Source organism: Clostridium sp. MCC328, assembly GCF_018785465.1.
Classification (GTDB): domain Bacteria; phylum Bacillota; class Clostridia; order Lachnospirales; family Lachnospiraceae; genus Pilosibacter; species Pilosibacter fragilis.
Genome location: NZ_WQPW01000029.1, coordinates 96997 through 112197, shown reverse-complemented (window position 1 = coordinate 112197; position 15201 = coordinate 96997). Strand labels below are relative to the sequence as shown.

Annotated in this window: 12 protein-coding genes; all 12 read right to left on the bottom strand. The window is 49.8% G+C overall.

Annotation, left to right across the window (positions count from 1 at the left end; all coding sequences use genetic code 11):
* Positions 1-18: 18 nt before the first annotated feature.
* Genes GPK83_RS06035 through GPK83_RS05980 form a run of 12 tightly spaced genes read right to left on the bottom strand, consistent with a single transcriptional unit; the run spans position 19 to position 15125 of the window.
* Positions 19-777, bottom strand: a complete 759-nt coding sequence (locus tag GPK83_RS06035) for a hypothetical protein (RefSeq protein WP_215704271.1) — start codon at positions 775-777, stop codon at positions 19-21.
* Entirely contained in the window at positions 774-1349 is a 576-nt protein-coding gene (locus tag GPK83_RS06030) for a DUF4255 domain-containing protein (protein ID WP_215704270.1), read from the bottom strand. The genes GPK83_RS06035 and GPK83_RS06030 overlap by 4 nt, the downstream gene beginning before the upstream one ends.
* A 37-nt stretch (positions 1350-1386) precedes the next feature.
* Complete coding sequence (locus GPK83_RS06025) at positions 1387-3429, bottom strand: hypothetical protein (protein ID WP_215704269.1); 2043 nt, start codon at positions 3427-3429, stop codon at positions 1387-1389.
* A 5-nt stretch (positions 3430-3434) separates the two neighbouring features.
* The gene (locus GPK83_RS06020; protein ID WP_215704268.1) at positions 3435-4331 is read right to left on the bottom strand and encodes a hypothetical protein; all 897 of its coding nucleotides are present in this window, start codon (positions 4329-4331) and stop codon (positions 3435-3437) included.
* Positions 4332-4367: 36 nt separating this feature from the next.
* Positions 4368-6107, bottom strand: a complete 1740-nt coding sequence (locus GPK83_RS06015; RefSeq protein ID WP_215704267.1) for a hypothetical protein — start codon at positions 6105-6107, stop codon at positions 4368-4370.
* 18 nt (positions 6108-6125) lie between these two features.
* The gene (locus GPK83_RS06010) at positions 6126-7244 is read right to left on the bottom strand and encodes a phage tail protein (RefSeq protein WP_181968006.1); all 1119 of its coding nucleotides are present in this window, start codon (positions 7242-7244) and stop codon (positions 6126-6128) included.
* Between the two features lie 22 nt (positions 7245-7266).
* Positions 7267-9102: a baseplate J/gp47 family protein gene (locus GPK83_RS06005; protein WP_117552339.1), complete on the bottom strand. Its 1836-nt coding sequence runs from the start codon at positions 9100-9102 to the stop codon at positions 7267-7269.
* Positions 9099-12092, bottom strand: coding sequence for a baseplate J/gp47 family protein (locus GPK83_RS06000; RefSeq protein ID WP_215704266.1), 2994 nt, complete (start codon positions 12090-12092; stop codon positions 9099-9101). Before GPK83_RS06000 ends, GPK83_RS06005 begins: the two co-directional genes overlap by 4 nt.
* Positions 12093-12118: 26 nt before the next feature.
* Positions 12119-12529 (bottom strand): GPW/gp25 family protein, encoded by a 411-nt coding sequence (locus tag GPK83_RS05995; protein WP_117552342.1) that lies wholly within the window; start codon positions 12527-12529, stop codon positions 12119-12121.
* 18 nt (positions 12530-12547) lie between these two features.
* Entirely contained in the window at positions 12548-13333 is a 786-nt protein-coding gene (locus GPK83_RS05990; RefSeq protein WP_117552343.1) for a phage baseplate assembly protein V, read from the bottom strand.
* A gap of 21 nt (positions 13334-13354) precedes the next feature.
* Positions 13355-14443, bottom strand: coding sequence for a phage late control D family protein (locus GPK83_RS05985; protein ID WP_015552451.1), 1089 nt, complete (start codon positions 14441-14443; stop codon positions 13355-13357).
* A 46-nt stretch (positions 14444-14489) separates the two neighbouring features.
* The gene (locus GPK83_RS05980; protein ID WP_015552450.1) at positions 14490-15125 is read right to left on the bottom strand and encodes a hypothetical protein; all 636 of its coding nucleotides are present in this window, start codon (positions 15123-15125) and stop codon (positions 14490-14492) included.
* Between the last annotated feature and the right edge of the window lie 76 nt (positions 15126-15201).

The following is a 15201-nucleotide window of genomic DNA, read 5'->3' as shown; positions in this document are numbered from 1 at the left end:
CCCTTTCCTGGTCTTTCTCTATTCTGCCGGATTCCACTTATTCTGCTGCCCTGTGAAGATCTGCACCGACCGGACCTTCTCTCCTTCACGGATCCTGCATAAAATCTTTTTTTCATCCCTTGCTCTGATCTTTAACGGAATCGTAAAATTCCCGTCCCTGTCTGCCCGGGCCATGCTGCACTCATAAATCTTCGTTCCGGCTTTTTTGTAAGAATGCTTCAGTGCTTTTTCCAGCACGATCTTTCCACTACGGCTTTCCTGCTGTTTTACTTCAAAAAACTCACCGTTTTTTTCATCCTTGTCCAATATAAAGAATCTGCGTCCCTCCAGTTGTTTTTCGTACGGGTTAAAAAGCTCCATACTTTCAGGAAACTTTTCTGAATGGTAGTCGGAAAAAAGCCGCCACAGGCCGCTGCTCTCCTCCGCCGCAACCTCGATCACAGTTCCCGGTTCTGCACAGCCGGTCACACAGGTCGTCCCGGCCGGAAGCGGATAGTTTTTTCCCGGCCGCAGTCTTTTTTTCAGGATCACAGCCTTTCCATCCTGCATTCCCGCATCAAATTCCTCCGTCTCATACCGTTCTGAGCGGATCTCCACATGCACCGGCATCGGACAGTTTACAAACACATAAAACCCGTCTTCCTTCCGGAGTGGTCTGATCAGCCCGGAGGCCATGATCACGATAGAAGGATCTGATATCGGACGATCCGTGAAATCATCCCATAGTTCCAGTACCAGGGAGACCCTGTGCCGTACATGTTCTCCTCGTCCATTCATTGCTTCTCCTCCAGTCCGAAATCCACATCCATAACTCTCGCTGCTCTCCGGCTTCTCGTAGATTCGATCTCCACCGGAGCAGCCCTGTAAAACAGAGACAGCTTATAACCGGCATTTGGTACGCTGTAGATCCTCATCTTGTCTTCCAGCGTCAGATTCTGCATACTGATCTCCACATCCAGTTGTTTTCTCACTGTTTTTGGCTCCAGAGTCTCTCTGTCCAGACACGGATGATCCGCGAGGATCTGGATGATCCTTCCGAGGATCTTATGTTCCTCACCGGACCGGAACTTGATATCACCAGTGGAAGTCACCGTGATCATGTAATAAAGGTTTACATAACTTGGAGGATACTGAAGTTCTTCCGTTCCTCTTGCGATCATCGTGTTGACCCGCAGCTCCTCGCTCTCCCGGATATCATACAGATGGATTCCCACCATGTAATCCCCCCGGTCCGTCGGACTGCAAAGGCCCACCGCATCCGGATTCTGCAGCGTATCCGGAACGAGCTCTCTCCTTAAAAGTTTTACGATCGACATTCCGACATCCGCGATCAATGTGGATCTTCCCATTGCGTCCGCTCCTCTCTGTCTGTGAAACTGCTGTTATTTAATCCTCATAGCCCGGACCGATGCCCGTTCTCTTTGCCCTTCCAGGTATCTGTGCAGCTGTGCTCTCTGCCGCCGTTTCATTTTCCTCTGCGGTATTTCCTGCTTCCGCCGCCGTCTCCGGGGCGCTTTCACTTTCCACTGCTGCTGTCTCTGTTTCCGGTTCTTTCGCCGCTGTCTCCGGCTCTGTCGGGTTCTTCGCTGCATCCAATTCTGCTTTTGGTGTTAAGAGCACTCCGTTCCGGAATTCTCCTTCCGCCAGCACCTTACCCGTAGCCGCATCATACAGCACTCCAGATCCCGAATAGGAACCTAACTGGAAACGTCCCTCATACGTCTTTGCGCCATTTTTATCGTATTCCGTTCCGTCCCCATCATGGACATCTTCACGAAATCCACCCTCATAGACCAGTGCTTTCGTCTCAGGATCGTATTCCTTTCCGCTTCCCTCGCGTTTTCCTCTGAGGAATGTTCCCTCATAGATCAGGTTCTGCGTCACCGGATCATAAAGACGGCCATCGCCGTCATAAATTCCCTTCGAGAAATTTCCTTCATAAAGAATTGCTCCAGCTGCCGTATCATAGAGGATTCCCGTCCCGTCATAGAGGTCCTTCAGAAAGCTTCCTTCGTAGACCACACTTTCCGTTTCCGGATCATAGAGAGTTCCCTCTCCCTCTTTCATTCCTTCCGCAAAGGTTCCCTCATAGAGAAGCTTTTCATCCTGATAGATTTTTCCCTCTCCGTCATATTTTCCGGCTTTCCACTCACCGTCATAGATCATGTGTTCCTGTTCATACAGGCTTCCGTTTCCCTCGTACAAGCCATCGTGGAATTCTCCCTCATAGAGAAGCACTCCGTCCTGATACAGTTCTCCTTTTCCCTCGTAAATACCTCCGAGGAAATTTCCCTTATATAAGACTTCCGTTCCTTCGTAGAGCGTACCACTTCCCTCATACAGGCTCTCATGAAAATCACCTTCATAGATCAGCTCTCCGTCTGCGTACAGGCTGCCTTTTCCTTCATACTGACCGTTTGAAACCTCTCCGCGATATTGGATCTTTCCATTTTCATCGTAGAGAACCGTCTGGCCCGCGACGAACTCACCGTCCGCATAGGTACCCCAACTGTCTGCCCGGCCGGAATTTCCATACGCTTTTCCTTCACCCTGTGGGATTCCTCCCGCAAATGCACCCACATAGACCTTTTTTCCGTTGCGGTACAGGGTTCCCTGACCTTCATAGAGTCCTTTCACGAAGCTTCCCTCGTAGAGGATCATTCCCTTCTCCCCATAAAGAGTTCCCTCTCCGCTGTATCGTCCTGCCTCAAAGCTTCCTTCATAGATCAATGTGCCGTCTTTATCGTAAAGGCTTCCGCTTCCGCTGTACTTTCCAGCCGCAAATCCGCCTTCATATTCCAATGTCTCATCTTCGAAATAAAGGGATCCCTTTCCCTGATACTGATTCTGTGAAAATTCTCCCGTGTATTTTACGTTTCCATTCCCGTAAAACAGCGTTCCTCTCCCCTCGTACATCTCATTTTCGAACTGTCCTTTATAAAGGATGTTCCCGGCATAATCATACAAGGTGCCTGTTCCCGTAATTCTTCCGTCTGCTAATGGTCCTCTGTAGAGGATCACTCCGGTCTCAGGATCCGTCAGTTTCACTTTTCCTGTATATCCATACTGTTCCGCTGTGTTTACCGGGATCGTTTTCCATAGAAAACGGGCTGTGACTGCCGGATGGACAAATTTAAAATACAGGATCGGAAGCAGGATCGCCGCGATCAGGAGCGCCAGCAAAAGTTTCTTTGCCGCGTAGTATCTGCCGACCGGAAGATATTCCTCTAAAGACTCCGGCTTCTTTGAAACCGCTTTTTTTACCTCCGCCTGCACATCAGTGACCACTGTATTTACCAGCGTGTTCGGATTTGACAGCCTGCGGAACTTCAGGCGGAGAGCGGCAAACGGGCGCACGAGTGCCCGAAGGATCCTGCGCCACCCGTACTGCATCGTCTTTTTCCAGTCAAAATCATTTATAAAACGCATATGTTTTACTCTCCCGTCTGTCCCCCGGCATCCTGTCCTGCGGTCTCCCCAATTGTCAGTGTGCCGATTGCTTTATAATTCATTGCCTCCTCCGCCTTCTTTGACGGATAGCGGATCGTATAGACCAGATATCCCACGAGCGCTCCGATCACAAGTGCCAGAAGAAGGTATTTTAAACCGAGGACAAGTTTCTTTATCTTCTCCCACAACCGGAAACCAAAGCTTTTCGGTCTGATCTTTCCCGCCTCCTGAAGCGTCAGCGCCGCCCGGGCGGTAATGTCATATTCTCTCAATACAGCAGCAATTCCCGGAAATTTTTCCTTTTCTATTCTCTCAAAAAACTGCTCTAACGGCGGGCAGGAATGTTTTTCCAGCTCCTCCGGAAAGATTTTCTTTAAAACTCCGGTCAGACGTTCTATGACATCCCGGTCTGTAATACTGTCAAACCGGTCCAGCTCATGAAATCCGTAGGAAAAACGGATATCCCCATTCTTTCCTGCCAGAATATTTCCTTCCCCCAGCACTTCATACTGAAGATACGTTGGAAGATTCAGGATTACGATCCTTCTCAGAATATTACCGGCGATCATGACCCGTTCTTCAAAACCTGTATCCGATGAGAGCCGTTCGGAAAGTGTCATATAATCATAAAAGCGAAATACGATGTACAGCCTGCCCTCCCTCGGAAAATATCCCAGAAAATCATCGTATGGAGCATTTTCCTGCTGCGCAGCGAGAAATGGCAGGAATTTATGGATGTCCGCATCCTGTTTCAGGACCACAAGCATGCATTTTCCCTTTTCCGGGTGCTTTTCATCTCTTGCTATCAGGACATCCAGCCGTTCCCCGGATTCTGCCATCCGGAGAATCTCATAGTCGCTGTTCAATGTCTGTATCCGCATGGCTCCTCCTTTTCACATATTTCTTAAAGTTTCGTTTTACTCCCCATCGCGCACCACCACATAGATGGAGGCCCGGAGGTTTTCATATCTGGTGCTGGCTGCACTCACTTCAAAGATTCCCGGCACATTCGGAGCCGTATATTTTCCGTTTGGCTCGATGGTTCCACCGTTTTCTTCTCTGATGCTCCATGTCACCGGTGTCGGGGCGATTCCTCTGAATTCCGGCTCCAGAAAGAATGTCTCTCTGGTCTTCAGATACAGAATGTCCGGGCGGATCAAAAGCGCCGTCTCTTCCACATCATGGACCTTTTCCTTCGCATCCCGGATTGCTGTCCAGTTGACCCTGACGTACCGGTTCATAGTCGGCTCCACAAGCCGCAGCCCGATCCGGAAGGTTCCTGTCTTTGCGTCCGCCTTCGCAGCTAACTCTGCGCGGAACGGTACTTCATCCGTGAAGATCTCCGGGGAACCGTAGATCACGCTGTCCTCATCCCGCACACCGGTACAGGAGCCAAGGATGATCGTCACATTTCCGAGCCCCAGCTCATGGGAAATATCCCCGGAGAAAAATCTCTGTCCCGTGTTTCCGCCGAGCCCAAGATCAAAGATCACATGACCGGTAGTCACTGCCGGCTCCTCGCTCTTACTTTTTTCTATCTGTTTTCCATGGGAGCTGCCAAAATCTGCCTGATCTTTTACCATCAGGGCATCTTCGGTTCTTCCTATCTTTCCCATCACATCCGCCAGCACATTATTGTATACAAACTGCCCAAATGGCATCGGCTCCACTGCATCAATGAGATATGACTCCCCTGCCCGGATCACATAGATCTTTGCCAGATAAATGCTCTGCTGATAGTTATTCCGAAGAATATCTTCCATCGCGCTCCGGTAATAGTTCTTTCTGACTTCATCGGAGACTTTTCCGCTGATCAGCTTCACCGCCTGCTTTCCGGCGGCTGCCGCTTCCATCTCTCTTCCGCCGAAGGCAAGGTGGAAACTGCCCTTTTCGAGTTCCAGGATTCCTTCCGCATTCTTTGTAGAACTCGCCTTCACACGGTAAATGATCTCGTATCTGTCTTCCTTCTGATGCTTTTCCTCGTCAAACATGACGGTCAGATGGTTTTCCCCGGCATATTCCAGACATGTGAGTCCAAGATCGTAGGAAAAGCGGATCGACTGGCCCTGACCCATATTTTCCACCAGGATCTTAAGTTCAAATGTATCTCCGCAGGACGCATAGGACGGACATGTCTGGGTGATCTTCACGCCTTTCCCCATATAGATCACCGATGTATGTTCATAAAATACCGCATCGGAAAGCACCGTCTGGGACGGCTCCCGCTCCGTCACTGTAAGCTCGTAGCCTTCCTGATAACGGTTATACTCCACCCCGCTCTCCCCTGTCACATTGTGGACCGGTTCCCGCTCTGTCTCCTTATAGTCCATGCAGAGGTACAGATATTTCTTTTCGTCACCGCTCCTGATAAAAGAATCAAATCCATCGATCATGGACAATTTTTTTACTGCCGGTGTATCCACAACGATCTCCCGGCCGGAGAAATCCAGAGCAAGTCCGGGTTCCACAGAGATTGTCATGTCATCGATCGGGACTACATTCAGTCCACATACCACGCCGGTTCCATATAAAAACCGGTTCAGTACTCGTCTTTTATCATTCATATATCTCTGTTCTGTTTCAAAGTCATCCACAGTCAGAAGCTTGCCGTAAAAATATTTATTTCTTTCAAAGGGAAAATACTTCATGTTCTTCATTGGCTGTATTCCTTTCTCTTACAACTGTCCGATCCGTGAAAAATGCATGGCAGACAATCCGTCTAACTGCATCGGACGATATTCACCAAGCCGGCTGTTGACGCCAAGATACGTGTGCTGATCCAGAAAGATGTAGGGAGTCAGCAGAACGATCCTGCAGTCTATATGTGCCGGAACCGCATGCCTCACAATCTGCATGAAGGTCCTGTATTCCTTCTGTCCTCCATTCTGCCCCGTATGGATCAGGACTGTCACTGTATAAGGGCTGTCACCATACAGTTTCTTCCATCTGCGGATCTTTTCCGGATCGCTCTCCTGCATCTGGTAATGTTCCACCACATACACCTCACAGTCCCTGTATAAGGTCAGCATTTCCTTCAGATATTCTACAGTTCCCCGAATCCGGTAGAGCCGCAGGGCATTTTTTAAAAGATATCTCAACTGTTCTTCATTCCAGGCCGGAATGTCCTCGATGGACAGCCAGCCTGCCATCCAGGAAAGGAAGTCCGCCTGCGCGCAGTCCGGATCAAAGAGGTCCGGGCTTCGTCCGATCTTCTCCGTCAGCTCTTCATAGAAGCTCTGGAATACACCGAGATACCGCTCCAGAAAATCCCGGTTCTTTCCACTTCCCTGATAGACCTCCGGCAGCCAGGAGACCCAGTTCTGTTTCGGAAAATCGATCCGGATCTCTGTGATCCCGTCAAAATCTCCCGCCGCGCCCCCCGCTTCAAGAAGAAACCAAAGATATCTGCCTCTTACGTCAAACAGCGGCACATCCGCTTCTCCCCGGATCTCTTTCGCGAAGCAGGAACTCATCCGCTGTTTTTTCTCTTCCAGAGAGAGTTCCGGATCCGCCAGAACCTCGTCCAACGGCGCACTGTTGTCTCCCCATACAAGAAACCGGCTGTCACTGCTGTAAAGAGTCATGTTCCATCCGCCGTCTCTCTCCGCGCATACAGTTCTCAGACGGTGCCAGGTCATCTCCTCTTCCCTGCTGTCCAGAACTCTTGAGAAAAACCAGCCCGGTTCCGCCCCGGTCAGCCTCAGGATCCCGTCCGCGGCATTCATTCTATCCACCGTTCCTCTCCGGTAGTCCATCGGTTTATTAAAGATAAAGTATTTCCTGTCTTCTGCCATCTGGTACTCCCATCTTTCCTTTTTATCCTGTGTAGGATACGCTGAGCTGGATCTGTTCCAGTACCGCGAGTCCCGCGGAAGGAAGAAAAACATCCCCGTTCATATTCCTGAGAATCCCCTGTCCGGCCGCATCGATTGTAAGCGACCGGATTCTTCGGATTCCCTGCAGTCCATCGAGAAATCCGTAAAGTCCGCTGTATAACACCGGACTCCCAAAGTCCGAACAAAATTCTTCAAAATACCGGCGGATCTTTCCTTTTAACACCTGCTCGGTATCCCTGTACCACGCGACAAGTTCCAGATCCGCATAGACACGGATCTGGATATATTCCGGTTCGGCGATCTGAAGATCCGTTCCCAGAATCCTTTTCTTATCCATAAATTTCGTGATGTTCTTCCGGTATCCGGCACTCAGCTGCGGGCATTTTTTCTCTGACCAGGACTTTACCGCCGCCACGATCCGGTTATGTTCCCAGTCTGCTCTCACGACCTTTACCCGTTCGATGAGAAGTCCCGGCGCGCGCTTTATAAGCTCCTCATAATCCGCTTTCGTGACCGCAGAATACTTTTTCGCGAGTTCTGCCTCAAATCTCTCAAAACAGCTTTTCGTGGACTCCCTGTCAGCTCCGCCTGTTACATCCTCAAAATTCCACGCCTCAAACAGATGGATCTTTTCTTCCTCTGATCTCCCCGGATGGATCTGACCTTTTTTTACATTTCCGCCGACTCCCTCTGTCCTGCCAAGCCGTATCAGACGGATGATTCCTTCCGGCGGCAATCCGTGGATTCCATCTCCAAAGCAGATATCTCCACTCTCTCCGTCGACCACAAAATGTCTGTCTTCCGGCTTTGATCCGGAAAAATCACGGACACGTCTCCAGGGTTCAAATATTCCCGGATGCTCAGGAGCTTCTGCTTCCAGTTCCACTGAGGCCGGAATTGTCCCGGCGCTCTCCAGCGGGAATCTCTGATTTGGGAATCCTGTCCCCTCCCCCAGAATCCTCTCCCCGATCTGCTCCATCTGGCAGAGCTCCACAGGATTTAAGAGGATCTCTGAGAGTACCGGTACTACATCGTATTCTCCTTCCGAAAACACAAACCGGATCCTGTCCGCGCCGGATTCTCCCATCTCACCCGGGATCCGGATCTTTATGATTCCGCTGTACAGGAATGCGTGTGTATCATCCCGCACAAGTTCACATATCTTCCAGCTGTCTGAACCGGTATCTTTGCACTCCGCGCGGATCCCCGCCAGCGGCTCAAACTCTTCTGAAACCGGATTTCTTTTTGCGCTCCGTTCTTCCGAAAGGCGGAAGAAGAATCCAAAGGTCTGTCCCCCTGTCATCTTTCCGGAAAACTCCATTTCCAGAAAACCGCCGTATTCCGGTATTTCCGTAAAAACCGGAAGTTTCCATCCCGTATCGGATCCATCCCACTCCCGTTCCGAGACATATCCCTGCCTTCCTGTATTTCCTGTACGCACCCTCCAAAGCTTTCCGGAAAAAAGCCTTGTCCTTTCCACGGAACAGAACGGGATCTCTCCTGCGTGGAACTGGAAACCTTCCGGCAGCTCCGTCTCCTCTTTCACGGAACAACAGGTTACCACTGTCCTTGCCGGACAGATTTCTTTTCTTTCGATGCCCAGTAATTTTAAATATACGGATTCATGTTCCAGTCCGACCTGATTCAGATGGAATTCCTGAACTTCCTTCAGCCATGAGAACAATTCCAAAAGCGCAATTCCAGAATCATTTTCATTGAAATTTGTCCATTCCGGGTACAGGAGCGGAATCCGTTTTCTCGCCGTCTCAAAGATTTCCTGAAAATTTTCCTCATCCAGCCGAATCGTAGGAATCAATCTGCTCCACCTCCCGTTGTTATATCGATCTGATGCTCTCCCTCTACAGCCACGGCATACGGGAATTTTTCGAGCTCTTCCGCATCAAGCTCCACAAGTCTTCCATTCTGTTCCGTCTGCGGGATCAGACTCAGCGACGTTACAATCTCCACGCCCTGAACTCCCCGAAGTTCATTTAAAATCTGGATCTGGTTCGGGACCACTCCGATCTCCCATCCATTTCCCTGAAAATTCCCCTCCATGGGATTCAGAAACAGATGAAGTGCTTTTAAAATCCTCTGTCTCGTCTCTAAAATCTGGTTCATATCCCTCACGCGGACCTCGGCCTTCACCGCCATATGGATAAACTGCGGTTCCAGAATCTGGAATTTCCTGTTTTCCCGAAGGGACGCCGGAATCTTGTCCTCCATATATTGAAGGCATTCCCGTTTTACCAGATCAAAATTTTCCAATTCCCGGTTATGCTCCCGCAGCAGCAGGACAAGATTCACGCGTCCCTGTCCCGGAAAACATTTCGCTTTCAGGATGCTGCCGCTGCTTTCCATCGCCAATGCTTCATAATCTCCGGCAGTCACCGCACGTCCTCTGTGGCGGAATGCCCACCCCTGCCTCTGGATCGCTGTCTCCACATTTTCCCGATCCACACCTCCGGACATGTCCATTGGATTTATGACCTGATTGACAAAACCGGTGGTCTCCCGGAACCTGTTTACTGCTCCCGCCGGCACATTTCCGCGTTTTCCACCTCCGCACCGGTATCTGACCCGGATGGAAGCTTCACCGCAGTCATCCGGGATCCTTCCATGGATCCCATCAGAAAACTGTAAGATTCCCTCATTTTTTTCGAGCATATAATGGCAATCTGTCTCAGTCGAGGACGCGAAATTTTCCCGTTCTTCCCAGCGGATCCAGACATGTCTCACGGTTCCGTCCTCCGTCTTTTCTGTTCGGATTTCATAAGCCTGCCGAAGCTTCGCAAGCTGCTCCTCGGAATATTCCCGGTGTTCCTGCACCCATACTTCGGCTTTTGTAATATTTCCAGCTGCCAGACGGAACACAGCATTTTTTTCGTTTGCTTCTACGGAAAAGACCTCCTGATCCATGGTCTCCTCCGCCGTGATCTCCGTGGCATTCATCCATATCTCCTGGATCATCGTGCGCTGCGAAGCTTCTGTATTCCGATCATCTCCAGTCTTCCTGATCCTGATCCAGAACCTCTCTTTTTCCCACAGGATTCCCGGCATAAAGTCGGAATTTCCGAGCAATGTAACGATTCCGATCCGGCCAAAACCTTCTGTTCCGTCGATCATGTTCAGTGTTTTCCAGGTTTTTCCGTTATAATACTCGTATCTCAGGAGATTTCCATTCTGACTGCCTGACCGGAGTTTGAAAAAAATCCGGATCGGCCACTGCCGCAGCGGCTGGTCAAAGCCTATATATAACGTCTCACGTTCCTCCTCCATCGGGACAAACGGTTTCAGATCTTTTCCAGCCCGGAAAAGATCTTCCGGGTAGATCCTGTCGGATCTCATATTATTCAACCGTTCTATCAGCTCCGGCATCGGAAACGGCTCATGATATCGGTATTCAAATCCTGTATCTCTTAAAACCGGAGTGATATACTGTCCGTTCCACCGATACAGATTATTCATTTTTAAAATTCTTGCCCGTATATACCTTCCTTCTACTGCCCCGACAAGCACCGGTGTCAGATCTCCCGGACAGTTGAATGTGATCTCCGTCTTTCTTTCCAGTTGATCGGAAGCTGCCCGGAACACCTTGGAATATCTGTCACTCTCTGGAAGTTTTCTCCAGTCATTCCCGTTATAATACTCCCAGATCACCTCGTCGATCCCGATATCATACTCCGGGTCCGGAATAAAATCCGTCCGTTTCATGATAAGCTTCCAGTCCCTCTTCCGATCCTGTCCGTATGTCTCCGACGGTATCCGGAGGAAATTCATCCGGAACGACAAGGTGATCTGAGCGTTTTTCTGGGACAGTGCCTGCTCCGACGAGAAATAAACTTCCTCATAAAGTCCCATCTGTTCGCCAAAGGGAAGATATTCCCCCCTCTGTTCGATCCCGCCTGCAAAAGTCACATCCGGGACACTGCGTTCAGTCTGGGAGGTCACCCGGATATCTGCAAATTCCAGCTCCGACAGCAGGGACACATTCCTGCAGCGGATCCTGATCCAGAAAGCGTATGTTCCGTCCAGCTCACATTTTTCTGTTGCCGGCTGATTTTCTCCCTTATGAAGGATCAGTTCTCCCGTCTCCGGTTCTGCTTCCACCTTTGCAAACGGCTCAAACCGTTCCCCTGCTGAATACTCCACTGATGCCGACTCCGGATCCGCAAGTGCTCTCAGAACAGCGGCATCCGGTTCCCGGTTCCGGCTTTTTCTGAATGTCAGACGGATACTTCCGGATCTTTTCACGTAGAAAACATGATTGTGGGCCAGATAAAGCGTATGTTCCTGAACGTTTTCTCCGTATTCCTCAAAAAGTGGAAAATTTCCTGGTACTTTCTGATCCTCTTCCCTGTGTATCCTGTATATCCCGTCTTTTTCCGGAATGACCTGAACCATGTCACAGATTCTCGATGGGGTCACATATACATCGTTTCTCGTCTCAAATATGATTTCTTCCTGATCTTCCTCCGGTCTGGCAAGAAGTCCGGTCCCTCTCCGGATCTCTGTTCCATCTGCCTCCTGATTCACAAGTCCAAATACCGCGTATCCTCCGGCCGGCCGCGCAGGGGCCAGAGCTGTACCCACACAGTTAAAGAAATCCAGCATACTTTTTCTCGGAAGCTTGGCATATTTCTTTAACGTATCCTCGTACATTCCCGCAAACAATAATGCCAACGCGGTTCCGCCATCTGGATTTTCAAGATCCATACGCCACTCAGGGGTGTAGGAGGACGCGCGTTCTCTAACTTTATCTAAAAACGCCCTGGTATTTTTTTCATTCATATCCGGTATTTTCATACAGCGTCCTCCCTGCTTCTCGTCATTTATTCAAAACCTTCCTGTAAAAAGAAAGGAAATACATAATTATACGGGTTGTTGGTTGCCCTGACCCGGAACGCGATCCGGATCATCAGCGCGTTCTGTGCTTCCCCCGGCGAAACAGAAGCTTCCACATCCTCGATCCGCGGTTCCCAGCGTTCTAACGCTGTCCTGATCTCCCGCTCCATCTGTACCATCGTTCCGTAGTCCATCGTCTCATAGGTATACTGTTTGAGACCGCAGCCGAATTCCGGACGCATGACCCGCTCTCCTTTTCCTGTCATCAGGATCAGCTTGATGGATTCTCTGATATTTTCCTCTTCACTGCTCATCCGGAACCGCCCCGTGGTCTCATCGATCTCCAACGGAAAGTGGAAGCCGGTTCCCAAAAACGCTCGCTTTTCTCTTTCTTCCATACCTGCGCCTCCATCTCCTTAGTTGATCTTTACCATCGCTCCCTTGAGCTGGGCAATTCCCGATGCTTCCGCTTTCATCGTTCCCTTCGCTTTTAACTCTACAGAAGTGCCCTCCAGCTTTAACGACTGTCCCTTGAGCTCTGCCATCTGTTTTCCGTTGATGATGATCTGCGAAGCGGTGAGCTCGATCTTATTTGCACCGCCGTCAAGGAGAAGCTTCGCACTTTTACTTGCAAGTTCGATCTTCTTATCCCCTGTGATGCTGACAGAATTCGTTTTTCCATCAATTAAGATCTTTTCCTTTCCCTGTTTATCCTGAACTTCAATCTTCTGGTTTTCATCATCAATCGTCAGGATCTGCTCCCCGGGAGTTTTCACAGAGAGCTTTTCTTTCCCTTTTTCTTCCGAGATCGTAAGCTCGTAGCCGCCCTTCGTCCTGATCTCTTTGACTGTATTCTTTTCATTCGCAGTCTTTTCCGGGAGTGGGTTTTCGCTGTTGTGCAGGCAGCCGAGAACTACCGCATTTTCCATATCTCCCATAATAAATCCCACAAGGACCTCACTGCCGATCTCCGGCAGAGCGTAGGAGCCGAATCCTTTTCCGGCATATCCGTGAAGAACCCGGATCCAGTCGGATGTCTTTGCACCGTCCGTACCAAGAATATATTCCACTTTGACACAGCCCGGATGTTCTTTGTCCCAGTTTTCCTTCACCACCGCGGTGGCAAGGTCTGCCATCTGCATCCGGAATCGCGGGGACGAGGACGATGTTTTTGTATCAAGAATTTCTTTAAACAGATCCATGCTCTATCTCCTTCCCCATAATCAGCCGCCAAGTTCAAACTGTGTTGTATATCCATTCTCATCGATCCGGTGTTCCACCGACAGGATCTCGTACGTCCCGTCGATCCATGCATCCAGTTTCCTGATCGTCAGGCTTCTTCCCGGAACGATCTGCGGGATTCCGATACAGGTTCCGGAGCAGTGGACTGCCTTCTGCCGTTCTTCATCCACCGCTTTTTTCACCTGAAGTACCGCCCGCTCCGCATCTCCTTCTGAATCGATCGATACATTCTTGATCCCGGGAGATGGAATCACCCGTTTCTGATGTTGTCCTTCAAAGGTCATCTCCTTTTCCAGAGATTTCGTCTGCCGGTTCTGATCCACCATCTGAACCCGAAGTGTTTCATATATGTAATTCCTCTCGCAGGAAAAAGAAAGGATATCCCGTCCCCATTCCAGAGACACGACGGACTGTTTTTTCCTGGATGCGTCAATAAAATACGCTTTTCCCGCCAGAACGAAAAATTCCCGGCATTCTAACCTGCAGAGCGTATCCTTTACGAACGAGTAATCGCTGCCTTTCTGCGCTATCTGCAGCGTCTGCCCCACTGCCGCCGGCGGATCTGCTTTTATGTTTTTTGAAGGGCAGATGGAGCTGTAGCGTTTCATCACCGCCTGAAAGATTTCCGTATAAGATTTTCCGGTATAGATCCGTCCGCCGCCTTCGTTGTCCTGCATAAGCCGGATCATGTCCACCGCTGTCACAGAAATCGTCGGAGTGTCATTGTACTCGTAATTTACGCTGTGGATATATCCGCTGAAGATCTCCACGAGATTTCCGGCATACCCAAACTTTGCGCTGACCGCATTCCCCGGTTTCAACATTTCTTTTACCTTATCCGAAAATTTTCTTGCTTCGAGATCATAGGCGTTCAATACATCAAATGTCAGGGATCCGGAGGCATCGGCGGAGAGCTTCAGTTGAACGGAATCAATAAAAAGCGTCCCGCTCTTTGAAGACCGGCGGATCTGTTTTCCATCTGCTTCAATGGAAAAATCCGGTATCATAAAACCGCCATTATCTCTCCGCAGGTTTTCTGTACTATAGGTTCCCGTCATCAGATCAGCCATGAAGCCGCCTCCTTTCCCTGATATCTTTCTGCTCCTGTGTCCGGTTTTACAGGGCTGGCAGTCTTAACACCTGTCCCGGTTTTACCTGCAGCGGATTGGTAATATGGTTTTCCCTTGCGATCTCCTTCCACTTTTCCGGATCGCCATATTCTTCGTAAGCAAGCCCCCACAGACTCTGGCCTTCATAAAGCGTCCGGCATTTCGTCCTGTCCGGGGATTCTAACGGAACATGGGTATTTTCTTTTCCCATCGAGCGGAATGTGACTTCCAGTTTTGCCCTGACCGGCATTCCGTTCGCCAGAAACATCGTAAATGTCTGGTTCAATTCCGTGATCACACCGCTGAATATCAGGGAACCATAGCGGAATGTTACTTTGGGCGGCCGGTGTTTTTTCGGATCCAGTTCCATCAGCTTCGCGATTTTTTCTGTCTGGAGTCTCACATCCGATCCACTCTCCTCCGCGTTTTTTTCTCCGGGAGGCATATATGTATCAAACATCAGCGTAATCTTTAATGTCTCAGCTTCCCCGGCGATATACTGGGTAAATGGGTCATCCAGACCCAGAACCTTTTTTTCGGCGTAGGTTGTACTTCTGGAAAGGTTGTACTCTGCCGGATTGAACTGGACCTTGATCTCCTTTTTCCCGTCCTCGGGAATCAGTACCGCTTTCTCATATCCCATCGTTCCGCTCCTTTCCCTGATATTCCGCAGCTGCTCCAGTGCTTCATATGCACCGGTATTTGTTCTTCTGCCTGCT